This is a genomic window from Pseudomonas sp. IT-93MI4 (assembly GCF_949767635.1).
Classification (GTDB): Bacteria; Pseudomonadota; Gammaproteobacteria; order Pseudomonadales; family Pseudomonadaceae; genus Aquipseudomonas; species Aquipseudomonas putida_A.
The window spans coordinates 216,145-240,022 of the sequence record NZ_CATKPP010000058.1 but is presented as its reverse complement, the minus strand read 5'-3'; the positions used below and the strand labels follow the sequence as shown (position 1 = coordinate 240,022).

At 61.6% G+C, this 23,878-nt stretch carries 20 protein-coding genes; 9 read left to right on the top strand and 11 right to left on the bottom strand.

Going from position 1 to position 23,878, the window contains the following annotated elements; genetic code table 11:
* Window positions 1–210 precede the first annotated feature (210 nt).
* The 3 genes from ribA to ACM6I7_RS27150 are packed head-to-tail and all read left to right on the top strand — an operon-like array spanning window position 211 to window position 2,044.
* Entirely contained in the window at window positions 211–828 is a 618-nt protein-coding gene (gene ribA, locus ACM6I7_RS27160; RefSeq protein WP_027612931.1) for a GTP cyclohydrolase II, read from the top strand.
* A complete protein-coding gene (locus tag ACM6I7_RS27155; RefSeq protein WP_027612930.1) occupies window positions 825–1,244 on the top strand; it encodes a hypothetical protein in 420 nt (139 codons plus the stop codon). Before ribA ends, ACM6I7_RS27155 begins: the two co-directional genes overlap by 4 nt.
* Window positions 1,244–2,044: a cobalamin-binding protein gene (locus ACM6I7_RS27150; RefSeq protein ID WP_414889598.1), complete on the top strand. Its 801-nt coding sequence runs from the start codon at window positions 1,244–1,246 to the stop codon at window positions 2,042–2,044. The genes ACM6I7_RS27155 and ACM6I7_RS27150 overlap by 1 nt, the downstream gene beginning before the upstream one ends.
* 110 nt (window positions 2,045–2,154) lie before the next feature.
* Here the strand turns inward: ACM6I7_RS27150 and ACM6I7_RS27145 are convergent, their stop codons facing one another.
* From ACM6I7_RS27145 to ACM6I7_RS27125, 5 genes are all read right to left on the bottom strand, one after another.
* Window positions 2,155–4,038 carry a TonB-dependent receptor domain-containing protein gene (locus tag ACM6I7_RS27145; protein WP_414889597.1) on the bottom strand — a complete coding sequence of 628 codons (1,884 nt, stop codon included), beginning with the start codon at window positions 4,036–4,038 and terminating at the stop codon, window positions 2,155–2,157.
* Window positions 4,039–4,179: 141 nt separating this feature from the next.
* Entirely contained in the window at window positions 4,180–6,078 is a 1,899-nt protein-coding gene (dxs, locus tag ACM6I7_RS27140) for a 1-deoxy-D-xylulose-5-phosphate synthase (RefSeq protein ID WP_247840993.1), read from the bottom strand.
* A gap of 91 nt (window positions 6,079–6,169) precedes the next feature.
* A complete protein-coding gene (gene ispA, locus ACM6I7_RS27135; RefSeq protein ID WP_414889596.1) occupies window positions 6,170–7,057 on the bottom strand; it encodes a (2E,6E)-farnesyl diphosphate synthase in 888 nt (295 codons plus the stop codon).
* A complete protein-coding gene (locus ACM6I7_RS27130; RefSeq protein ID WP_003228627.1) occupies window positions 7,054–7,296 on the bottom strand; it encodes an exodeoxyribonuclease VII small subunit in 243 nt (80 codons plus the stop codon). Before ACM6I7_RS27130 ends, ispA begins: the two co-directional genes overlap by 4 nt.
* Window positions 7,297–7,384: 88 nt before the next feature.
* On the bottom strand, window positions 7,385–8,530 hold the full coding sequence (locus ACM6I7_RS27125) for a Fic family protein (protein ID WP_027612924.1): 1,146 nt from the start codon (window positions 8,528–8,530) through the stop codon (window positions 7,385–7,387).
* A 276-nt stretch (window positions 8,531–8,806) separates the two neighbouring features.
* Here ACM6I7_RS27125 and ACM6I7_RS27120 point away from each other — a divergent pair, with 276 nt between their 5' ends.
* From ACM6I7_RS27120 to ACM6I7_RS27095, 6 genes are read left to right on the top strand one after another with little or no spacing between them, the layout of a single operon-like run.
* Window positions 8,807–9,598 (top strand): YfaP family protein, encoded by a 792-nt coding sequence (locus ACM6I7_RS27120; RefSeq protein WP_285373992.1) that lies wholly within the window; start codon window positions 8,807–8,809, stop codon window positions 9,596–9,598.
* Between the two features lie 38 nt (window positions 9,599–9,636).
* Window positions 9,637–11,349 (top strand): DUF2138 domain-containing protein, encoded by a 1,713-nt coding sequence (locus ACM6I7_RS27115; protein WP_414889595.1) that lies wholly within the window; start codon window positions 9,637–9,639, stop codon window positions 11,347–11,349.
* Window positions 11,319–11,984 (top strand): DUF1175 domain-containing protein, encoded by a 666-nt coding sequence (locus ACM6I7_RS27110; protein ID WP_045121987.1) that lies wholly within the window; start codon window positions 11,319–11,321, stop codon window positions 11,982–11,984. Before ACM6I7_RS27115 ends, ACM6I7_RS27110 begins: the two co-directional genes overlap by 31 nt.
* Window positions 11,981–16,555: an alpha-2-macroglobulin family protein gene (locus ACM6I7_RS27105; RefSeq protein WP_414889594.1), complete on the top strand. Its 4,575-nt coding sequence runs from the start codon at window positions 11,981–11,983 to the stop codon at window positions 16,553–16,555. Before ACM6I7_RS27110 ends, ACM6I7_RS27105 begins: the two co-directional genes overlap by 4 nt.
* Window position 16,556: 1 nt before the next feature.
* Window positions 16,557–18,176, top strand: a complete 1,620-nt coding sequence (locus ACM6I7_RS27100; protein WP_414889593.1) for a DUF2300 domain-containing protein — start codon at window positions 16,557–16,559, stop codon at window positions 18,174–18,176.
* A gap of 3 nt (window positions 18,177–18,179) precedes the next feature.
* A complete protein-coding gene (locus tag ACM6I7_RS27095; RefSeq protein ID WP_096796320.1) occupies window positions 18,180–18,992 on the top strand; it encodes a YfaP family protein in 813 nt (270 codons plus the stop codon).
* A 23-nt stretch (window positions 18,993–19,015) separates the two neighbouring features.
* Here ACM6I7_RS27095 and ACM6I7_RS27090 read toward each other — a convergent pair whose 3' ends face one another.
* The 6 genes from ACM6I7_RS27090 to ACM6I7_RS27065 all read right to left on the bottom strand — a co-directional run bounded on the left by ACM6I7_RS27090 (window position 19,016) and on the right by ACM6I7_RS27065 (window position 23,628).
* The gene (locus ACM6I7_RS27090) at window positions 19,016–19,450 is read right to left on the bottom strand and encodes a hypothetical protein (protein ID WP_027612917.1); all 435 of its coding nucleotides are present in this window, start codon (window positions 19,448–19,450) and stop codon (window positions 19,016–19,018) included.
* A 15-nt stretch (window positions 19,451–19,465) separates the two neighbouring features.
* Window positions 19,466–20,026 (bottom strand): hypothetical protein, encoded by a 561-nt coding sequence (locus tag ACM6I7_RS27085; protein WP_414889592.1) that lies wholly within the window; start codon window positions 20,024–20,026, stop codon window positions 19,466–19,468.
* A 518-nt stretch (window positions 20,027–20,544) separates the two neighbouring features.
* The gene (locus ACM6I7_RS27080) at window positions 20,545–21,291 is read right to left on the bottom strand and encodes a S24 family peptidase (protein WP_414889591.1); all 747 of its coding nucleotides are present in this window, start codon (window positions 21,289–21,291) and stop codon (window positions 20,545–20,547) included.
* Between the two features lie 223 nt (window positions 21,292–21,514).
* Window positions 21,515–22,042, bottom strand: a complete 528-nt coding sequence (gene ppa / locus ACM6I7_RS27075) for an inorganic diphosphatase (RefSeq protein WP_008052339.1) — start codon at window positions 22,040–22,042, stop codon at window positions 21,515–21,517.
* A gap of 112 nt (window positions 22,043–22,154) precedes the next feature.
* A complete protein-coding gene (locus ACM6I7_RS27070) occupies window positions 22,155–22,967 on the bottom strand; it encodes a zinc-dependent peptidase (protein WP_027612913.1) in 813 nt (270 codons plus the stop codon).
* Window positions 22,968–22,971: 4 nt separating this feature from the next.
* Window positions 22,972–23,628, bottom strand: coding sequence for a DedA family protein (locus tag ACM6I7_RS27065; protein WP_027612912.1), 657 nt, complete (start codon window positions 23,626–23,628; stop codon window positions 22,972–22,974).
* Between the last annotated feature and the right edge of the window lie 250 nt (window positions 23,629–23,878).

Here is a 23,878-nt window from a genome sequence, read left to right as displayed (position 1 = left end):
TGCTCGCGAATGCGGTGTGTCTGCCAGCCTATTGATCGACTGACACGACGCTTTCGCGAGCAAGCCCGCTCCCACAGGGTTCTGCACTGCCCGGGTGTTATCAAACTTTTTGATCGTTATGCCCGATAATTCAGCCTAAGCGTCTGCAGGAACCTGCTGTTACAATGCCGGCCTGCGAATTTTCAGAATTTTTAGATCAGGAGCACACCGGTGCCTGTCGTTTTTGTCGCCGCTTCCAAGCTGCCAACGCCTTTTGCGCAATTCACCATGCACGGTTTTCTCGATGAGGCTACCGGCCGCGAGCACGTTGTGCTGAGCCTGGGTGATTTCGCCGACGGTGCCCCGGTTCTCGGCCGGTTGCACTCCGAGTGCCTGACCGGTGATGCGCTGTTCAGCCAGCGCTGCGACTGCGGCTCGCAACTCGAAGCGGCGCTCAAGGCCATCGCCCGTGAAGGCCGTGGCGTGCTGCTGTACCTGCGTCAGGAAGGTCGCGGCATCGGTCTGCTGAACAAGATCCGCGCCTACGAGTTGCAGGACGGCGGCGCTGACACTGTTGAAGCCAACGAGCGTCTGGGCTTTGCCGCCGATCAGCGTGACTACGCCATGTGCCTGCCGATGCTTGAGCATCTGGGCGTGAAGTCGCTGCGTCTGATGACCAACAACCCGCGCAAGGTCAAAGCCCTGACCGACATGGGCATCGTCGTCGCCGAGCGCGTGCCGCTGCACACCGGCCACAACCCGCACAACAAGCTGTACCTGGCGACCAAGGCCAGCAAGCTCGACCACATGATGGGCAACGAGCATCAGGGCGAGGTCGACCGCGCGTGACCCGCGGTCAGGTGCGACGCCGCCTGGCGGTCGACTGGTGGAAATACCTGGCGCTGGCGCTGCTGCCGCTGTTTGTCCTCAATGGCCTGTTCGGCCAGGGCGAAGGCATTCTGCCGGTGCTGGCCATGCCGTTGTTCATTGCCGGCGTGGCCTCGATGTTTGTCAGTCTGAAGTTTTTCGGCCGCTACAAGCACGCGCTGATCGCCACGCAAAAAGCCCTTGATACCCCCGACGAACCGGCGGCCTGGATTGCCTTGGCGGCCCAGCGTCGCAGTGCATTCCTCGCGGCCGCATTGCCGGCATGGATCGGTGCGCTGGCGGTGTTCGTCGGCCTCGAAGCCGTACCGCTGATGCTGCTGGCGTTGTCCACGGCGGTGCTGTTCTACCTCTATCGCATCCCGCGTCAACTCGGCTGATGCGTCGTCTGTGGCTGGCGGTTCTGCTGCTGGCCTGCGCCGGCCCGGTGCTGGCGAGTCTGCGAGTGGTCAGTCTCGCGCCTTCTTTGTCGGAAATCGTTATTGAGCTGGGCTCGGCTGATCTGCTGGTTGGCGTGCTCGATGCCGGCGAGCGTCCGGCAGCCGTTGCCGATGTTCCCTCGGTGGGGCGTTATGGCCAACTCGACATGGAGCGCCTGCTCAGTCTCAAGCCGGATTTGCTGCTGCTGTGGCCCGGCAGTGTCGGCCCGGCACAACGCGATCAGCTCAAACGCCTGAACATTCCGACCTACGTCGCCGAGCCGCACAATCTCGAACAGCTGTCTGCGCAGATCGAGACGATTGCCGCGCAACTGGGGCGACCTGAGCGTGGGACGAAACTGGCGGCGGACCTGCGCCAGAAACTCGACGGACTGCGTCAGCGCTATCGCCGGGACACGCCGCTGACCGTGTTTTATCAAGTCTGGGACAAGCCGCTGTACACCGTCGGTGGCGGGCAGATCATCAGCGATGCGCTCGAAGTCTGTGGCGCACGCAATGTGTTTGCCGATCTGAGTTTGCCGGCGCCGCAGGTGAGTGTCGAGGCGGTGCTGCAGCGCAATCCGGAGGTGATTCTGGCCGGTGATCAGGCCCAGCTCGATGCATGGAAAGACTGGCCGCAGGTGGCAGCAGTGAAGCAGGGGAAACTGCTGTTGGTTACCGATAAAGGCCTTGAGCGCCCAAGCGGCCAAATGATTGATGCCACCGCCAAACTCTGCCAATTGATCGCGCCTGACCGCTGAAGCCGGGGTGGCTTCTTCGCGAGCAGGCTCGCTCCCACAGGGAATTGCATTCCAAATTGTGGGAGCGAGCCTGCTCGCGAAGGGGCCAGTCAAATCAGCGAAGATTCAAATCAAAGCTGGGGATTCCAGGTGACGCCAACTACCCACGCCCGACCTTCCTCGCGATAGCCATACTGGCTGCCGTCATAGCTGTACAGCGCACGGCTGTAACCCTTGTCCAGCAGGTTATCGACCTTCAGATCCAGTTTGATCTCGCGATTCAGCGCCCAGCTGCTGCGCAGTCCGATCAAGCCGTAGCCGCCCAGTGAGTGGGTGTTGTCCTTGTCGTCGTAACTACTGCTTACCGCCTGCCAACTGGCGCCCAGTCCCAACCGGTCAAACTGTCGATCCAGATCCCAACTCATCGTGCGCCGCGCACGACGCGCCAACGTGTGCCCGCTATCACGATCACGCGGGTCGATAATCGCCACACCGAGATTGCTTTGCCAGCCGAACAGTTCCTGTTTCAACGCCGCTTCAAAGCCATTGATCCGCGCCGAGGCGACGTTCTCCGGGCGTGAGTTGCTGCCGAAGATGATCGCGTCTTGCAGATCAGTGCGGTAAATCGACGCCTCCAGCCGACTGCTATCGCTCAACTGACTGCGCCATTGCAGCTCATAGCTTTTCGAGGTTTCCGGCTTCAGATCCGGGTTGCTGAAATCCGGGTAGTACAGGTCGTTGAAGGTCGGCGCGCGGAAGCCTTCGCTGTAGCTCAGCAGCAGATCGTTGTCCGGGTTCAGGGGCAGTGTGAAGGTGCCGCTCCAGGTGTTCTGGCTACCGAATTGCTGGTTGTCGTCGTGACGCAGACCCAGTTCCGTGGAGAAGCTGTCGGCCTGATAGCGATGCTGGATGAACGCGGCACGGTTCCAGCGGCTGTCCTCGTTGAATGCGGTGCTGCTGTTGACCCGGTCTTCGTACCAGTCGCCGCCGAGGATCAAGCTGTTGCGCGCATCCAGAGTCAGGTCGTTCTGCCAGTTCACCGAGTCCCGATAGGTGTTGAACACCGTGCGCTCGTCGCTGAGCTTGTCGAAGGTTTTCTCGCGATTTTCGCTGTGGCCGAATTCGACGCGGGTTTTCCAGATTTCGTTGACCCGGGCATCGACGTAGCTGCTGACACTGCTGACGTTGAAGTCGCTGTAAGGCTGCTGTTGCACCGACTCGAAAGTAGTCGTATCGAAGCGGCCGAACGGGTTGTCGAACTCGCTTTTGCCACGGTTATCCAGCAGGTTGGCGCCGACTTCGACGTCGTCGGTCAACGCATGGCTGAGGCTCAGGCTGACGGATTTATTGCGATAGGCATCGTGATCGCTGTCGCTCGGGTACGACTCGTGAGTGCGGTCGAGGCCGGCGGTGTCATCGAGGCTGGCGCCGAGGTTGAAGCGGGTCTTGTCATCGCCACCGGACAGGCCGAGGCTGCGTTCCCAGGTCTGGTTGCTGCCGAAGCCGACGTGCAAGCGCGGCTGCAGGCCTTGCTCGGTGCCGCGCCGGGTGAAGATCTGGATCACCCCGCCAATCGCATCGCTGCCGTAAATCACCGAGCGCGAACCGCGCAACACTTCCACGCGCTCGATCTGGTCGATGTTCAGGTGCTGCAGATTGCTGTCGCCGGAGGTCGAACTGCCGATGCGCTGGCCGTCGACCAGCACCAGACTCTGCGCCGATTGCGTGCCGCGAATGTAGATCCCCGGCAGACTGCCGCGCCCACCGGCCTGCGCCACTTGCACGCCCGGCACCCGCTGCAGCAGATCGGTGACGCAGCCCGGTTGCAGGCGGTCGATGTCTTCGCGGGTGAACACGGTGTTGGCCGCGCTGCTGTCGTTGCGCGCTTCGACCTGGCGGTTGGCGCTGATCAGCGTGTCGGGCAGCTTCAGCGCTTCGTCGCGTTTGAAGGTGTCGGCGAGGGCGCTGGCGGCTGGCAGCAGGAGGAGGGGCAGGGCGAGACGCGAGAGGTTCATCGGTGTTCCCGTGGGTATTTCTGATGTACACAAATCAAATGTGGGAGCGGGCTTGCTCGCGAAGGCGGTGTATCAGTCCACTCATCATCGACTGATCCGACGCCTTCGCGAGCAAGCCCGCTCCCACATGGGTATTGCGTGTTACTTGTTGAGCAGTTCCAGACGCTCGCGAATCGAAGCTTCGATTCCCGCTTCGTCCAGCCCGCACTCGGCCAGCATCTGCGCGGGTTTGGCGTGCTCGACGTAGATGTCCGGCAAGCCCAGATGCAGCATCGACTTGAGGATGTTCTCGCGCGCCAGGAACTCGCTGACCGCGCCACCGGCACCGCCCATGACCGCGTTCTCTTCGATCGTCACCAGCAATTCGTGGTTGCCGGCGATTTCGCGCACCAGTGCCTCATCCAGCGGCTTGACGAAGCGCATGTCGACCACGGTCGCATCCAGCTTCTCGGCGACTTTCAGCGCTTCGGTCAGTTGCACGCCGAACACCAGCAGGGCGACTTTGCTGCCCTGGCGGCGGACGATGCCCTTGCCGATTTCGATCGGCTCGAGATCCTTGTCGATGGTCGCGTTCGGGCCGGTGCCGCGCGGGTAGCGCACCGCCGCCGGGCCGTTGTACAGGTGGCCGGTGGTGAGCATTTTGCGCAATTCGTTTTCATCGCTCGGGGTCATGATGACCATGCCCGGAATGCAGCGCAGGTAAGACAGATCGAAGCTGCCGGCGTGAGTCGGGCCGTCTTCGCCCACCAGACCGGCGCGGTCGATGGCGAACAGCACGTCGAGGTTCTGCACCGCGACGTCATGCACCAACTGGTCGTAACCGCGTTGCAGGAACGTCGAGTAGATCGCCACCACCGGTTTGGCGCCTTCGCAGGCCATGCCGGCAGCGAACGTCACAGCGTGCTGTTCGGCAATCGCAACGTCGAAGTAGCGCAGCGGGAAACGTTCGCTGAACGCCACCAGGTCCGAGCCTTCCTTCATCGCCGGGGTAATCCCGACCAGGCGCGGATCAGCCGCGGCCATGTCGCACAGCCATTCGCCGAACACCGCCGAATACTTCGGCCCGCCGGCCTTTTTCGGCGCAGCAGCCGGGGCGTCGAGCGGTTCGAGCTTGGTGATCGCGTGGTAACCGATCGGGTCGACTTCCGCCGGGGCGAAGCCTTTGCCTTTCTTGGTGACGATGTGCAGAAACTGCGGGCCCTTCAGATCGCGCATGTTGCGCAGGGTGGCGATCAGGGTCGGCAGGTCGTGGCCGTCGATCGGGCCGATGTAGTTCCAGCCCAGCTCTTCGAACAGGGTGCCGGGAACCAGCATGCCCTTGGCATATTCTTCGGTGCGACGGGCGATTTCCCAGGCGCCGGGCAGGCGCGACAGGACTTTCTTGCTGCCCTCACGCATGCTCGCGTAAGTACGGCTGGAAAGAATCTTCGCCAGATAATTGGACAGGCCACCGACGTTGCGCGAGATCGACATGTCGTTGTCGTTGAGGATCACCAGCATATTGGCGTTGACTTCCGGCGCGTGGTTCAGCGCCTCGAAGGCCATGCCGGCAGTCAGCGCGCCGTCACCGATCACCGCAATCGCCTTGCGATCGCTGTTCTGCAGGCGGGCGGCAATCGCCATACCCAGCGCGGCGCTGATCGAGGTGCTGGAGTGGCCGACGCCAAAGGTGTCGTACTCGCTCTCGGCGCGACGCGGGAAGGCGGCGATGCCGTCCTTCTGACGCAGGGTTTCCATGCGCTGGCGGCGACCGGTGAGGATCTTGTGCGGATACGCCTGATGACCGACGTCCCACACCAACCGGTCATCCGGGGTGTCGAAGACGTAATGCAACGCGATGGTCAGCTCGATGACGCCCAGGCCGGCACCGAAATGCCCACCGGTCTGGCCGACCGTGTAGAGCAATTCCAGGCGCAACTCATCGGCCAGGGTTTCCAGCTCGGCTTCGCCTAACCGGCGCAGGCCGTCCGGCGTGTTCGCGCGGTCGAGCAGGGGCGTGGTCGGGCGCTTGCGGGGAATCTCATGAAACGTCGTGGGCATCAGGCGAATCGTTATAGGTATAAAAGATGCGGCAGTTTACCTGATGCATCGCCCCCTGCCCACGCGTTGGTCTTTTTTGGCAGGTTGGCGTTCAGTTGCGCCGCTCGACGATATACCGGGCCAGGTCGCGCAAAGGCTCGGCTGCCGCGTCAAACGGTCGCAGCGCGTACAGTGCCTGATCGCGCAGTTCCAGAGCGTAGACCTTGGCCGCGTCCAGCCCCAGCAGGGCCGGGTAGGTCGGTTTGTCGCGAGCGATGTCGGCGCCCTGGCGTTTGCCGAGGGTTTCGGTATCGCTTTCGACGTCAAGAATGTCGTCCTGCACCTGGAAGGCCAGACCGATGGCCTGTGCATAAGTCTGCAAAGCCTTGAGTTGGTCTTTTTCGGCACGGCCGCTGGCCAGAGCGCCAAGTTTGACGCTGACCTCGATCAGCGCGCCGGTCTTGTGTCGGTGCATCTGCTCCAGCGCTTGCTGATCCAGCTTCAGGCCGACCGAGCCGAGGTCGATGGCCTGACCGCCGACCATGCCTGCCGGGCCGGCCGCATGCGCCAGCGCCGTGACCTGTTGCAGACGGATGTCAGCGTCCAGATCGCTCAGGCGCGGGTCGAGCAGGGCGCTGAACGCCAGGCTCTGCAAGCCGTCACCGGCGAGAATCGCGCAGGCTTCATCGAATTTCTTGTGGGTGGTGGGCTGGCCGCGACGCAGATCGTCGTCGTCCATCGCCGGCAAATCGTCGTGCACCAGCGAATAAGCGTGGATCAGCTCCACCGCGCAAGCCGCACCGTTGGCTTGCTCAGCCTTGCCGCCCAGCGCTTCGCACGCAGCGTAGGCGAGTAGCGGACGTACGCGTTTGCCGCCGATCATCACGCTGTAGTGCATCGCCTCATACAGGCGCGACAGCTCCGGCAGCGGAGCCTTGAAGAGGATTTCCAGTGCCGCATTGACCCGCGCCTGGCTGGTCGCCGAATACGCTGCAATCATTCTGGCTGTTCCGCGTCGAAGGGTTCCTCGGCGAGTTCGCCATCGCGCTCCAGCAGCACTTGCACCTTCTGCTCGGCCTGGGCCAGCGCTGCCTGGCAGTCACGGGTCAGACCGATGCCCTGCTCGAAAGCGGTCAGCGAGTCTTCCAGCGACAATTCACCGTTCTCCAGACGCTCGACCAGTGTTTGCAGGTCGGCGAGGGACTGTTCGAAATCCAGTGCAGCTTTTTTGCGGGCCATGGCGGCGATTTCCGGTTGACGTTAAACCGGCGCGACACTAGCAGATAGGGGGTTTATGGGCAAATGAGTGGGCCGACGGACAAGGGTGTCAGTCGGTCGAGTCACCCGGATATTGAATCTGATACCGAGTGCTCCGCCCCCCGCCCGGAAGACGTTGCAGGCAGCCTTTTTCCAGCAGTTCCGCCAGATGTCGGGTGGCCGTGGCTTTGGAAACCTTGGCCACACTCTGGTATTGCGCTGCACTGATACCGTGCTCGAAACCACGCTCACCACCGTCGAGCAAACGATTGAGCACTTTGATCTGCTCCGCCGACAGCCCGGATTCGCGGTGCGCCTGCCAGAAGCGTGATTTTCCCAACACACTTTCAATCCGCGCAATGGCCTGTTGCAGACTGCGCAGTAAGGTTTGCAGGAACCATGTGAGCCAGTCGGTAATGTCCAGCGTGGCTTTCTGACTGGATTCGAGAATCCGGTAATAGCCCGCACGATCATCGAGGATGCTGGCGGACATCGCATAAAAACGAATCGCCTGCGCTTCGCTCTGAGCCAGTGCCAGATCGGTAAGGGTGCGAGTCAGGCGTCCATTGCCGTCGTCGAACGGATGCAAGGTGACGAACCAGAAATGTGCGATGCCAGCTCGCAAGAATGGATCGAGGCCTGCCTGTTGCCGACTGGCGTCGAACCACTTGAGAAAACTGTCGAGTTGCCGCTCAAGGCCTTGTCGCGGTGGCGCCTCGAAGTGCACGGTCGGACGGTCGATTCGCCCTGAAACCACCTGCATCGGCTCATCGCCGCGTAATGCGCCGACATTGATTGCACGCGAAAGGAAACCACTCTCCTGTTCTGGAAACAGCCATGAATGCCATTCCAGCAATCGTTGCAGTGTCAGCGGTTCGGCAAAGCGTTGAGTGGCATCGAGCATCAGTTGCGCGAGCCCTTCGCTGCGCTTGCTGACGTTGTCGCCATCAGGCGATTCCAGCCCCAGGCGTCGTGCCAGTGAAGAACGCACGGATTCAACATTCAATTGTTCCCCCTCGATGGCCGAGGAGGTCACGATGTTTTGCAGCAACGCGTCCAGTTCAGTCTGAGCGCTCAATGAATTGCCCACTGATCCCGCCATGCCCATCAATTGTCCCTGCGCCTGAACGCATTCGCGCAACAGCGCAGTGAGACGCTCTGCCTGCCAGTTGAAGTCGGGCCAGTCGGGCTGCTGCCAGATCCAGTGAGTTGCCATGAATGCCATTCCTGAGTGCGTGAGCCGAATAGAAACGCTATTCGGCTCATTTCGTGAGCCGAATATGACGCCTATTCGGCTCATCGTCCACCCGAGGGCGTGATTCCTACCGCATTTCAAGATGTATCCGATTGTTAAAAAACTGCCGAATCGCTAATCTTCGCGCCTTCTACGACCCCATAGTCACGGGTCTTTCAGACGAAACGCAGTTTCCACCGCTGTGAAGTACCGAGGATCGGGTGCAAGGTTTCGTTCAGGCATGGCAGGAGGCATTACATGCGTTCATTTCTTTGGCTGCTGATCGGTTTGGCCTGCGCGCCTGCGCTGTGGGCGGCGCCGATTGCCGAGCTGTCTGAGCCATCCGGTGGCTGGCGTTACAACGGTCTGCTCGACCGCAGTGAAAACCCGCAAGTCGCCTACCCCACGCCGCCGATCGATCGCGGCATTCAGCGCAATCGCACGATGATTCAGGGCCAGCTCAAGGCCATCGGCAATCAGCGCGGGCCGCACACGCTGGCGGTCAACGGCAATCCATTGAATCTGTATACCGACGATGACGGGCGTTTCGCCCGGCCGTATGCGTTCGGCGCCGGTTCCAACAGTGTCGAAGTGCGCAGTGCCGAGGGCCAGTCGCTCAAGCGTGTGCAGTTCTACGAAGCGAACAACCTGCGCACGCCGGCGAAAATCCGTGTGGTGCTGGGTTGGGACGATCCCAAGGCCGAACTCGACCTGCACATCATTACGCCCGACGGCCAGCATGCGTTTTTCGCCCACACGGCGTTGACCAACGGCGGCGGTCTGGACCCGGATGGTGTCGATGGCCCCGGCCCGGAAATGTTCACCATGACCGCGCCGCTGCATGGCACCTATCTGGTTTACGTCAACTATTGGGGCAACTTCGGCGACGGCGGCTATAACTTCGAGGAGGCCAGCAATCAGAACGAGGTGATCACCTCGCAAATCACGCTGGTGCTCAACGAAAACACGGTCGACGAAAAACGCGAAACATTCATCGTGCCCCTGCGGGCGATCGGTGATCTGCTGCTGGTCAAGACTTTCAACTATTAAGCATCCCGCACCACGGATGAACTTCGGGTTTTGTGAACATGAGTGATAACGCTGCTTCTCCGGCCGTCCCGACACCTGCCGGCCAACCTTCCCGGCGCTGGCCGGCGCTGCTGATCGGCCTGGTCCTGGTGGCCGGGGTGGCCGGTGGTCTTGGCTGGCTGCTGCACAAGCCCAAGGTGCCGGCGGCGGCACTGGCCAGTGACAAACTCGGCCTGAGTCGTCCGGATGCGCTGCTGGAAACCCGCTCCCTGAGCCAGTTGCCCAAGGACCTGCTGACGGTGCCGTTCCTCAAGGCTACGCTCACTGAGGATTTCGTCTTCTATTACGAAACCCACGCCGATCACCTGGGGCTGATCGGTAGCCTGCGCCGGATCATCTACGAACACGACCTGAAGCTGCAGGACAGCCTGATCGAACAGCTTTTCGATCAACCGGCCGATGTGGCGTTGTGGCGTGGCGCTGATGGCCGGCTCAAGGATTTTCTGCTGGTAATGGATCGCGGCGGGTTGGCGAAGCTGCTCGAACCGCTGGCGAAAGTGGCGCTGGACGATTCGCAACTCAGCGTCTTCGGCAGCCTCAAGGTCGGCAGCGACGAAGTGCCGCTGTACCAGCTCAGCTACAACGCCAGCAAATCGCTGCTGTTCGCGTCGCGCGGCGACAAACTGGTGGTGCTGTCCAACCCGAACAAATATTACGACCCGGCCAGTGGCGAATCGGAAGAGTCCGGGCACGTCTCGCCGCAAGCGCTGGCAGCGCTGCTCAACGGCGACAAACTGTTCCCCGAGGCCTTCGGTCTACCGGCCAAGGCGCCGGAGATCAAACAGCGTCTGTCGGTCAATTCCAGCGTCCTTGCGATGGGCTATCAGCGCTTCATCCCGAACTTCGCCGGGCTGCGTTTCGACATGGACGACAAGGGCTGGCACAGCTACCTCGCCATGGACGAACTGGATAATCAGCCGGACTTCGATTTCAAACCGGTGTGGCAAGCCATGCCGCTGGGCGCCAGTGCCTGCGTGACCTTGCCGGTAGCGGCCGAACCGCAGAAACCGCTGCTGGTGAAACTCGGCGCCGACGAAGCGGTGGCGCAGAAACTCACCGAACACGTGGCTGGCGCGGCGGGCCTGTGCTGGTACGCCGATTCGCGGTTGTACACGCCGTTGCTGGTTGCCAGCCTGAAGGACGAGGACAGCGGCAAGCTCGATGGCGACCTGGGCACGTTGTTCGGTTCGATGGTGGGCGCCTACGAGACGAATGTCGATGAACACGCATTCCCGGTGGTCGAGAAACAGGAAGGCCAGAGCCATGTCTGGCAGCGTCAGGTCAGCTCCAATTTCGGCCCGTACGCCGCCAAGACTGCCGAGAATCCGGATGCGATTAGCGGTAAAGCGTTCATGAAAGTCAGCCTCGCCCGTCACGGTTCGACGCTGCTGTTTTCCCTCGACGACAAACTGGTGGACAAGGCTCTCGGTACTCTCGACAAGCGCTTCCCGCCGATGGCCGACGTGCTGCCGAAAGATGTGCTGATGCCGATCTACTTCGGTCCGGATTCGATGGCGCAACTGATGCAGCAGGAAACCCTCGACAGCCTGCCGCAGGACATGGAGCCGGTGTTCTACAACGCCGCGCAAACCTACCTGATTCCGAAACTGCGCACCCTCGGCGGCTACGGCAAATACGCCCTGACCCTGCCGGAAGGCAGCGAGCCTGACGGCCACTGGCAATGGCTGCCGCTGGAGTGGAAAGCGCTGTGACGACACTGATCCGCAGCCTCGGCCTGCTCGCGCTACTGCTCAGCGCGGGCGCCCGAGCCGTCGAAACGCCGGCGCTGGATCCGGCGCAGTCCCAGGTGTTCCGCGCCTGGTTCGTGCGCATCGCTCAGGAACAACTGAGCCAGGGCCCTAGCCCGCGCTGGTATCAGCAGGACTGCGCCGGGCTCGTGCGTTTCGCCGCCAACGAAGCGCTGAAAGTCCACGACGACAAATGGCTGCGCAGCAACGGCCTGTCCAATCGCTACCTGCCGCCGGAGCTCACGCTCAGCGATGAGCAGCGCAAGCTCGCCCAGCAATGGCAGCAGGGCGGCGGCAAGGTCGGGCCGTACGTCAACGCGATCAAACTGATTCAGTTCAACAGCCATCTGGTCAGCCGCGACGTGTCCCAGGCACGCCCCGGCGACTTGATGTTTTTCGATCAGGGCGACGACCAGCACCTGATGATCTGGATGGGCCGCTACATCGCCTATCACACCGGCACCACCACCCCCACTGACAACGGCATGCGTTCGGCAAGCCTGCAGCAACTCATGACATGGAAGGACACCCGATGGATACCCGACGCAGCCAACCCCAACTTCATCGGCGTCTATCGACTGAACTTTCTCTCCCAATGACCGGTGCCCGCATGCTGCGACTCTGCGCTCGAATTCCTCTGCTGCTGGCACTGTTGCTGCCATTGGCGACCGTCAACGCTGAAGATTCGGTGGAGCCGAGCGGCTACACGCCGGTCTCTGGTGAAAGCTTCTTCCTGCTGGCCGACAGCAGTTTCGCCGCCGACGAGCAGGCAATGGTCCGACTCGAGGCGCCGGGCCGCGACTACCGCCGCTTTCGTATGGAACCCTATGGCGGCGCCGACATTCGCGTGTATCGCATCGACAAGCCGCTGGATTTCCTCAAACGTCAGAAGAACCTGCACCGCGTGGTCAGCGACGGTCAGTTCAAAGGCGAGGGCCTGTCCAACACCCTCGCGTACCTGTGGGACAACTGGTACCGCAAATCGCGGCGGGTGATGCAGCGCGCGTTCTCCTACGAGTCGCGCAAGCAGGTCACCGAGGAAGTGCCGGAACTGAAGATGGGCAACGCCATCGCCGCGCCGACGCCGTACGACGCGCAGCCGCAATTCGCGCTGATTCCGGGCCTGCCGGTGGTCAGCCAGTTCCGCTATCCGCTGTGGCAGGCCAAGCCGATCCAGCCGCCGGCCGGAGTCAATCTGGCCGGGTCTTCCAGCGAGTTCGTCAGCGTTGCGCCGGGTAACGTGTACATCCCGTTGGGCAACCTGAAGCCGGGCCTGTACCTGGTCGAAGCGCTGATCGGCAAGTATCGCGCGACCACCATGGTCTTCGTTTCCAACACCGTGGCAGTGAGCAAGATTGCCGGTGATGAATTGCTGGTCTGGGCCGCACGCAAACACGAAGGCAGTTCGGTGCCGAAGGTCAATGTGCTGTGGACTGACGGCCTCGGCGTGATGAGCAGCGGTGCCACTGATGCCGATGGTTTGCTGCGCCTGAAACACGTCAGCCCCGAGCGTTCGTTCGTCATTGGCGAGGACGAAGAGGGCGGGGTGTTCGTCTCGGAAAACTTCTATTACGACAGCGAAATCTACGACACCAAACTCTATGCGTTCACCGACCGACCGCTGTATCGCCCGGGGGATTGGGTGTCGCTGAAAATCGTCGGTCGCGAGTTCAAGAATGCGCGGGATTCGGTGCTGCCGGGCGCTGCTGACGTCAACGTCAGTGTGCTTGATGCCACCGGCACCGAGCTGCAACGCCTCGACCTGAAACTCGATTCCAAGGCTGGTACCCAGGGCCGGTTCCAGTTGCCGGACAACGCTGTGGCCGGTGGTTACGAGATCCGCTTCAACTACAAGGATCAGGCCTACAGCAGCGCCTTCCGCGTGGCCGAGTACATCAAGCCGCACTTCGAAATTTCGCTGAATCTGGCCAAGCAGGATTACCGCACCGGCGAGCCGGTGAAGGGCAGTCTGGTGCTGCTGTACCCGGACGGCAAACCGGTGGCCAACGCCAAACTGAGCCTGAGCCTGCGTGCCCAGCAACTGTCGATGGTCGACAACGAGTTGCAATACCTCGGGCAATTCCCGGTGGAGCTGACCAGCACCGAACTGACCACTGACAGCAAGGGTAACGCGACACTCGACCTGCCGGCCGCCGACAAACCGAGCCGTTACATGCTCACCGTGTTCGCCAGCGACGGCGCGGCGTATCGGGTCAAGACTACCAAGGAAATCCTCATCGACCGTGGCGCCGCGAGCTTCCGCCTGGGCGCGCCGCAACGTTTCAGCGCAGTCAAAGACAAAGTCGCGTTCAGCTACGCCAACGAGGGCGGCAGCGAGCAGAGCAAAGCCGTGACCCCAAGCAGCTACAGCTGGGTGCGTCTGGAAGACCAGAGCACTGGCGAAGGCAAACTCGCGGCGACTGACAAAGGCTTTAGTCTGGCCTTCGAGCGTCCGGGTACTTACAACCTGACGCTGAAAGATCAACACGGTCGCGTCCTCGGCGCCACCGGCCATTCGGTCACCGGCGACGGTGTCAAAGCGGTGCCGGGCACCGTGGAAATCGTCCTCGACAAGCCCGAGTACAAGGCCGGCGATGAAGCGCTGGCACTGATCACCTTCCCTGAGCCGGTCAGCGATGCACTGCTGTCGCTGGAGCGCGACAAGGTCGAAGCCACCGCGCTGCTGGCCAAGGGCGGCGACTGGCTGAAACTGGAAAAACTCAGCGACACCCAATACCGCGCGCGCATTCCGGTGAAGGACAACTTCGCGCCGAACCTGACCTTCTCGGTGCTCTACACCAAGGGCGGGCAGTACAGCTTCCAGAACGCCGGGATCAAAGTGATTGCCCCGCAAATCGACGTGGCGATCAGCACCGACAAACAGGTGTATCTGCCGGGCGACACGGTGACCGTCGACCTGACTACGCAGTTCGCCGGTAAAGCAGTTCCGGCGCATCTGACGGTGAGTGTTGTCGATGAAATGGTCTACGCGCTGCAACCGGAAGTCGCGCCGACCATCGACCAGTTCTTCTACCACCCGCGTCGCAATAATGTGCGCACCAGCGCCAGCCTGTCGTTCATCAGTTACGACGTGGCGTTGCCGGGCAGCCCCGGCGCGCCGGGCAAGGCCAACCGCAGCGAACGTGGGGTGAAAGTGCTGGAGCGTCCGCGTCGCGAAGACGTCGACACCGCCGCATGGCAACCGGAATTGCTGACCGGTGCCGACGGCAAAACCCGCTTCACCTTCAAGATGCCGGACTCGCTGACCCGCTGGCGCATCACCGCCCGGGCCATTGCCGATGACGGTCAGGTCGGGCAGAAGAAGCAGTTCGTCCGTTCGGAAAAACCGCTGTACCTGAAGTGGAGCGGGCCGAGCAAATTCCGCAAGGGCGATCAGCCACAGCTCGGTGTGTTCGCCTTCAGCCAGGCCGAAAAACCGGTCAAGGCTGAACTGGTCACCCATTACGCTGGCGCCGAACAGCGCCTGCCGGTGACCCTGATCAACGGCATCAACTACGTGCCGCTGCCAGCGTTCGCCCTGGCCTCGGGTGAGTGGACCGCCGAGCTGGTGCAGGACGGCAAAACCGCTGACGCCCTCGCCGTGCGCCTGAGCGCGACCGGTGACGGCTGGCAAGTCACGCAAACCCAGAGCCTCGTCGTGGCCAGCGGCGATACCCCGTTGAGCCTGCCGGCCGACGCCACCGACATTCGTCTGCGTCTGGATGACAGTCCGCAAGCGCTGTTCCGTTCCGCGCTCGACGATCTGCTGAGCTACCCGTACGGCGGCGTCGAGCAGACGGCCAGCCGTTTGCTGCCGCTGAGCATCGCTTATCCGTCGCTGGCGTCGAGCCCGCAGATCCGCGATCGCCTGCGCCTGATCATGCAGAACAGCCGCCTGCGTCTGGTGCAAATGGCCGGGCCGTCGGCGAGCTTCACCTGGTGGGGCTTCGACGGCGAGCCGGACGCGTTCCTCACCGCTTACGCCTACTACGCCGACTGGAACGCCAGTCAGGTGCTGGAACTGACCTTGCCACCGGAGCACTGGCAGCGAGTGCTGGAGGTCTACGCCAAGCAAGCGCCGAACACGCCGCTGCTGCAGCGGGCACTGATTCTGTCGTTCGCCAAGCAGATGCACCTGCCGGTGAATACCCTGCTCAGCGGTTTGATGGACGATCTGGCCAAGGCCGGTGAGGGCAGCGCCGAAACCCTGATGGGTGACGGTGAAGACAGCCTGGTGATGAGCGATCCGGATTCGGCGCTCGGGCTGGCGGCGGCGCGGGTATTGACTGCGGCGCTGGCGACCCAGTCGAAAGTTGCGTTGCCGGACGCATTCAATCGTCAGGTTGGCGCCGCGCAACAGCGTCTGGCGGTCAGTTCGCAGCCGTTTGCCGAAGCGCTGAACCTGTCGCTGCAAGCGTTCGATCAGGCGCGGGCGACGGCGTTGCTGCAACGTCTGTTGCCGCAGCAATCGACCCTCGAACGCGCCCTGGCGCTGAGCTGGTTGCAACGCAGCATCGCTCAGGCCTCGCCGACCATCGCGCTGCTGCCGGGTGAAGGCTGGAAGAAAAACTACGGCGCGACCGGCGAGATGTTCTGGACCTGGCAGGGTGCGACGCCGGTGCCGAGCGTGTTGTCGGTGTCCGGCACTCAGGAGCGTCCGCTGCGGGCAGCGTTGAGCTTCCAGACCCAGCAACCGGCCGTCGATCCAATGGCCGTGACCATCGCCCGGCGCCTGTCGCGACTGGTGCCGGGCGACGAGGCATTCACCTTCAAACTGGAACCGGTCGGCAACAAGCCGCTGTCCAGCGACAGCCTGTACCTGGACGAAGTGATCCTCACCAGCAAGGCGCCGAAACCGTTGCGCTACGGCATGCTCGAAGTGCCGCTGCCACCGGGCGCCGATGTCGAGCGCACCACCTGGGGGATCAAGTTGCAGGGCAAGGACGGCACCGAGCCGACCGCGCTGGAAAAGGCGCGCTTCGAACCGGGGCAATTGGCCTACGCGGTGCCGGTGGATGCGCTGAGCGGCGAATTGCGTCTGCGCCATCTGGTGCGCTTCTCGCAGAAGGGTCAGTTCAACCTGCCGCCGGTGCGTTTCACTCAGGTCTACGCGCCGCAGCATCAGGCCCGGGAAGCGAAAGCCGCCCTCGGTCAGGTCACGGTCAACTGACATGAACCGGCCGCTGCTGTGGCTGTTGATGTGTGTGATGCCTGCGCTGGCGACGGCGCAGGATGAGCCGTTGCGGCTGGCGTACAAGGGCGAGTTGCTGTCGTTGAATCAGACGCAACTGACCGCCCGCGAGCCCTTGCCGTCGACGCTGGATACGCCGCTGGGCAGTCTGTGGAAATTGTTCGTCTATGCGTGGCTGGTGGATACCGGTGCGCGCGAGCCGGCGTATGAATGTCGCGGGCAGTCGAAGGAAGAGGTTTATTGCTGCTCGGCGGGCGGCAGGATCGAGCGTGATCAGGCGTTGGTCAAATCCTGCGGCTTGTACTTTGAGCCGGCGCGATTGGGCATCGCTGCTGCCGATTGGCGCACGTATTGGCAGGTGCGGCAGGCGCCTTCGTGGTTGCTGGATTTGCCAGGCGTGCAGCCGGCCACGCGGGTTTCCGTGACTGACTTGCTGAAGGTGTTGTCGGTGCTGCCAGCGCGGGAGCAGATGCGCCGCGTGTTGCTCGACGTCGTGCTGAATGCGGCGGACGGCAATGTGGTCGGTGAGCTGGGCGGGCGCTTGCGGGTGAAAACCTGGAGCTGGCTCGGCGATCAGGATCCGCAATCGCGGCAGGGCGGTTTCGCCGGTTGGACGGCGGACGGCTCGCCGATCTGGGCCAGTGGGCGTGGTACCAGTCAGATGGTTTTGCGCCATTACGGACAGGCGTTGGCGACAGTGTTGCCTTCTTCGTGGCCGGCGGAAGCAGGGCGTTGTGTTGAGGTCGGTCTGTTTTCGCGTTATCCCGTTTCCCGGGTTCTGGCCGGTGATCGGGTGGTGACTTCGGGCCCATTGCAGGGCGATTACCGCGTCGAGTTCGCCAACGGTAACGCGCTGGATATCCACAGCGCCGGTGAGCTGTTTCTGCTCGACGACAAACTGGTCGCCAGACTTGATCGCGAAGAATACGTCGCCCGCGTCCTTGAGCGCGAAGCCAAACCTGAACCCGCCGAAGCTGCCAAGGCACTGGCCGTGGCGATCCGCACCTATCTGCTGCAAAACGCCACGCGCAACGGCGATTGCCTGAGCATCGACGACAGCAGCAACCGTCAGCGCGTCGCCCCACGCCCGGCCTCCGCCGAGTCGCGCAACATCGCCGCATGGACCGCGGATCTGGTGCTGGCCGGCAGCACCGTCACCTATCACTCCGATCAACCCGGCCCGGACAAACTCGCTTGGCAACAAGCCGTCGAGCAGGCCAACGCCGGCCAGCGCTACGACGCGATTCTGCTGCACGCCTATCCGCGCGCGAGCCTCAGCCGTTGGGACAACCCGGTTGCTTCCTGCGAAGCACTGCCCGCCGCACAGGACTGGCTGCAAAAGCAGCGTCGCGGCTGGCGTCCGACGCTGGAAAGCGAAACCGGCTACAACGAAGTCAGCTCGTTCGCCGTGTGCAAACTGGCGTTCGGCCGCCCGTTTGTCGATCGCGAACGCCAGCGCATTTACGTGCGCGGCGTGCTCACGCTGCAGGATCGCCTCGACCTGACTCACGAATACCTGCACCTGGCCTTTGAAGCACATCCCAATGGCCAGGATGAAACCTACATCGAAGGGCTCGCCCGTCACCTCTTGCTGGAATAGACCATGACACTCCGTTATCCACAGGTCTTGCTGTTGCTCTGCGCGTTCAATGCATGGCCGATGGCAATGGCCGCTGACAGCGTCAAACTCGACACCCCGGTCGGCGGCTGGCGCACCGGCGCGCCCGAGGGCGAAGGCGAGAACTTCCGCCAGACCGTCAACTACCCAGCCTCTTCGGTCAACACCCCGGTCGGCCAGGCCAATACCGCGCGCATCAGCGGCGAAATCAAAGCCACCCCCAAGAGCAAGGATCCCGGCCGGCTGATCGTCAACGGTGTCAGCATGCCGCTGAAAATCGACGACAGTGGCCGCTTCGACCGCCCGTTCTCCTTCCCCAACGGCAGCAACAGCATCGAAGTGCGCAGCCCCGACGGCCAGCAACGCCATCGCACGCAGTTCCTCAACGCCAGCGGCGGCGCCACCTCGGCCAAACTGCGCGTGCTGCTCTCCTGGGACAGCGACGGCACCGACCTCGACCTGCACCTGATCACCCCCGACGGCGCGCACATCTGGTACGGCGACCGCGTCGCACCCAACGGCGCCGCGCTCGACGTCGACGTCACCACCGGCTATGGCCCGGAAATCTTCGCCATGCCGGCACCGATCAAGGGCCAATATCTGGTGTATGTGAACTACTTCGGCGGAGGTTATCGGGGGGATGATGAAGGCGGGGAGGAGGCGGTGCAGCCGCTGACCACGGCGCAGGTGACGGTGATTACCGAGGAAGGCACGCCGAGCGAGAAGATGGAGACGTTTGTGGTGCCGATGCGGGCGGTGGGTGAACTGACGCTTGTGAAGTCGTTCAGCTATCCCTGAGCAGCAGCCTGCTCAGGGTTGCACTAGAAACCAGGCGGAATGTAACCAGGCACGAACGGCACGTTGATGCACTTGCCGTGAATGATCTTTCCGTCCTCGATCCTGAACAGCACGATCTTTTTCGCCTTGTTGACGGTGGCTTCGAGTTTGCAATCGGAACTGTGACCGACCGTCTCGTAGTACTCGGTGTAAACCATGCCGTTACCGGTGTGATTCATTGAAGTACCGGCCGCTTCCGTGGTGGTCCAACTGGACGATTTGTACCAGGTGAGCACAGCCAGATTCTCGCCGTTGGCCCCGGTCTGTTTTTTCATCGAGTCAGGTTTGCCGAACAGATCGAGCGCTTCCTGAACATCGCGTCCTTCCCAGCGCGACTGGGCAATCAAGTGGCAGCCATTGATCAGCAAAACGGCGGGCGTTATCAGCAGCGCCAATAACGTTTTAGTCCATGGGTTCATCGTTATTCCCGCCGCTTACTTGTTGCCCAGGATCGAGTCGAGGTTATCCATCATCTGGCCTTTCTCCTGAATCGGCGCCAGTTTGAAGAACATCTGCTGCATACCCTGAATCATCTGCAGGTACTCCATCTTGCCCAGCGCGATCATGTCCTTTTTGGCAGGTGAGCAAACGAACTCGCTGGTGCGCTGCACCCAGAACTCCTTCGGCTGCTGCCATTGGTCATTAACTTTCAGGTTGCGCATCATGTAGGCGATGCGATCTACGGACTGGCCGTTGAGAATTCGGACCTTGTTCGTCGAACACTGAACTTCGAGGTTATAGGCATCGATCATCGGTTTGCCGGGTTCCTCATACACCAGCGTCACGGCGACCAACTTGGCCCCTTTGGTCTGCTTCGACGGCACGACTGAAGTGCTGTCGGCGACATACATGATGTTCTTGTGGGGAACGCCGTTGCCGTAAATGATCCACCAGTCACCGACGAGCTTCTGCTCCTCTGCCATGGCTGAAGAGGTAGCGGTCAGGAGTGCGGTCAGTAGAACAACGGATTGATTGAGTTTGAAAAACGACGACATGGTGTTGCTCCATTCCTTGGCGCTTTTGTAATGCACAAAAACAGAATGGAAATTTAGTGGTGAGGTTGGGCGCGGGGCAATTAGGGCGGATGTGCTAATGGCTTATTGCGATGCCTGAGTGGCGGGTGCTGCCCGGTTAATCTGTCGAGCTCGTCAAGATAACGTTGCTTTCAGGCAGGCATTAAAAAGCCGGCTTGTGGCCGGCTTCTCGGGGACTGGCTTGGTTTATTTTTGGTAAACCGCGTCAGCCTTCAAAACGTACACCCGGATCTGCGTCCGGCTGTGGGACTTGGTCAGACGTTGGTCTGCCGCGTCAGGCGTCATCTGAGCCGCGGGAGCGGGGCGATGCGCAAATGTGGGGCGCAGGATACTGAGTTTTGTTGGGGATTCCCAGCCTCAACTGCGGAATAGAGCCACTGCGGGGGGCAAAATTCGTAATTTGTACTGATTTTCGGGGCCTCTTCGCGAGCAGGCTCGCTCCCACAGGGTTTGGTGCAGGGTTGAAGATCCGTATCCGATCAGAGAAACGGTACCACCGGCCGGCGTTTGCCCAGGGTCGACCACCAGAATACCCAGCCCAGAATGTGTATCCGCTGCTCATCGATTTGTGCTGCGCGGAAGATTTCGTCCGGGTATTCGGCGCTGTTGTGGCTGCGCAGGCGCAGGGCGTTGCCGGGCATGCGGTGCAGGTATTTGATGCGCAGCATGCCGTCGTGTTCGATGGCGTAGATTTCGCCGTCGACCACCTGGGTCAGGCCGCGGTCGATGCCGACGATGGAGCCGTCTTCGATGCGCTCGGCCATGCTGTTGCCGATCATGTGCGCGCAGATGGCGTCGCTTGGGCGGATTTCCAGTTGCGCGAGATGGGCGCGGGGCAGGCGAACGGTTTGCTCGGGGTCGAGGATGACGTGGGTTTTGTCGGCGCCGGTGCTGAGCGGTGTTTCCTTGAAAAACGGCAGTTCGATGTCGTTGGGGTTGATGATGGAATAGACGCCGTTGACGGACTGCGCGTCGAAGGTGTCGCCGTTGCTGGCAGGCGTTTGCAGGCGGGGTGACTCTTTGCTGCCTTCGCCGGTTTTCAGCCACTCGCTGTTGACCGAGAGCAGGCGTGAGACTTCCTCCATGCGATACGCCGGGACGCCCCGGGTGTACCAGTTATGAATGTTTTGGGCTTCCGTGCCCCAGAACTTTGCGAATCCCGTGGTGGTGATGTTCGCTGCTTCCAGGAGTGCCTTGAATCTTGGACCGCTAGTGTTCTTTCTCATAAACACCGAGTCTACGGCCGTGCCAGAGCGGTTTGAATAAACCGGCTGTTCAAAAAAAGCCTGTATTTTGCGACTGGATGTAAGACGTGCTTGTGGGAAATCACTCACTTCGAAACTTTTCTGTAGTCCGCAATAAACACACTGTTTAAAGCGGCGTTTTTCAGGCACAAAAAACCCCGGATCAACCGGGGTTTTCTTCAAGCGTCATGCAGCCAGCCGGCGCTTAGCCCTTGTAGGCAGCTACCGACTTGGTGATCGCGTCGCGAGCGGCATCAGCGCCAGCCCAGCCTTCGATCTTGACCCACTTGCCTTTTTCGAGATCTTTGTAGTTCGCGAAGAAGTGCTCGATCTGCTGGATCAGCAGTGGTGGCAGGTCGGTGTATTCCTTCACGTCGACGTACAGCTGGGACAGCTTGTCGTGTGGGACTGCGATGACTTTGGCATCGCCGCCGCCGTCGTCGGTCATGTTCAGGATGCCGACTGGACGCGCGCGGATCACCGAGCCTGGAGCAACCGGGTAAGGGGTCACAACCAGCACGTCGAGGGGATCACCGTCGTCAGCCAGGGTGTTCGGGATGTAACCGTAGTTGGCCGGGTAGAACATTGGGGTGGCCATGAAACGGTCAACGAACAGGCAATCGCTGTCTTTGTCGATTTCGTATTTGATCGGCGCGTGGTTGGCCGGGATCTCGATCGCGACGTAGATGTCGTTCGGCAGGTCTTTGCCAGCCGGAATCTTGCTGTAGCTCATTGGGCGTTGCCCCCGTAGTTGACCAAAAAAACTTGGCCGGATTGACCAAAAAGTGGCGGCGATTATAGGCATATTCCTACGCCGACGCCACGTACCAGAAGTCGTGCAGCGCTTACTCGTGCGCCTGATAGACCGGGTCTGTGGCCTGAAGTTGCCGCAGCCTGCCCAACGGATCCTGCCGGTAGAAAAGCTGCAGTTGCAAGTAGACCTGTGGATAAGCCGCGTGCAGCAGATCCGGAGCGCTGAAGAAGTATTCGCTGGTGACCGCAAAGAACTCCGCCGGGTTCTCCGCGGCGTACGGGTCGATGGCGGTTTCGGCGTCGGGGTTGCGGTCGAGCTGGCGGTTGAGGTCATCGTAGGCGTGTTGCATGACCTCGGCCCAGTCGCTGACGCGCATGTCGGCGTGCAGTGGCGGCAGACCGTTGGCGTCGCCGTTGAGCATGTCGAGTTTGTGCGCCAGTTCGTGGATCACCAGGTTGTAGCCTTCCCAGCCACCACTGGCCATCACCCCCGGCCAGGCGAGGATGATCGGCCCCTGTTGCCAGGCTTCGCCACTGTGTTCGCCGTCCCACTCGTGCTCGACGCCGCTGGCATCGCGATGGCGTTGCGGGCTGAGGAAGTCGTCGGGGTAGAGGACGATTTCGTGGAAACCCTGATACCAGTTCAAGTCGCCGAGATTGAGCAGCGGCAACTGGGCCTGGGCGGCGAGCAGCAGGCGCTGTTCCTGATGCAGTTCGACGCCGGGCAGGGCGGTCAGGTGTTTTTCTTCCAGAAACAGCACGCTGGCTTCACGCAACCATTGGTCTTCGGCGGCGCTGATGCCGTCGAGAAAGCTCAGGTGATGGCGCACCCGTTGCCACAGGTCGTCGGCAATCGGGTGCCTGGCCAGAATGCGCCGGCGACGCCAGGCGCTCAGTGACCACATCGGATCAGTGGGTTTCGGCTTTGGAGCTGGAGCCGCCGAAACGGCTGCGCACCACGCCGATGATCATCGGCACCAGCGACAGCAGGATGATGCCAACCACCAGCAACGACAGGTTCTTCTTGATGAACGGCACGTTGCCGAAGAAGTAACCCAGGGTCACCAGGCCGCCGACCCAGAGGATGGTGCCGAACACGCTGAACGCGAAGAAACGCGGGTAGGGCATTTTCCCGACGCCGGCGACGAACGGGGCAAACGTGCGGATGATTGGCAGGAAGCGCGCCAGGGTCACGGTTTTACCGCCGTGCTTGTCGTAGAAATCGTGGGTTTTTTGCAGGTAGTCGCGACGGAAGATTTTCGAGTTCGGGTTGCTGAACAGTTTTTCGCCCGCCGTTCGGCCAATCACATAGTTGGTGCTGTCGCCGAGGATCGCCGCGAGCATCAGCAGTCCGCCCAACAGCACCGGATCCATGCCACCGCCCGCCGCCACGGCACCGGCGATGAACAACAGCGAATCACCCGGCAGGAACGGCATCACCACCAGACCGGTTTCACAGAAGATGACAGCGAACAGAATCGCGTAGATCCACGGCCCGTAGTTGGTGACCAGCAAATCGAGGTACACATCGAGATGCAGGATAAGGTCGAGCGGGTTGAAATCCATGGGGGCACCTGTGGTGACGGCCCGACTCGGCAGGCCTGTGCGGATGATTCGGGTGTAAGCCTACAGTGGGGTGTAGTTTTTCTTACAAGCCGGAAAGCTCGGGATTATACGGTCTGAGAGGTGAAAAGCGCGTTGGTTTTGTAGCGAGGGATGTCGGGGTGTGAACAAATGTCAGGCAGACTTCGGGTTTGATAAAAGATCAAAAGATCGCACCTTCGGCAGCTCCTGCATTGGAATGCGTTCTGCCGAA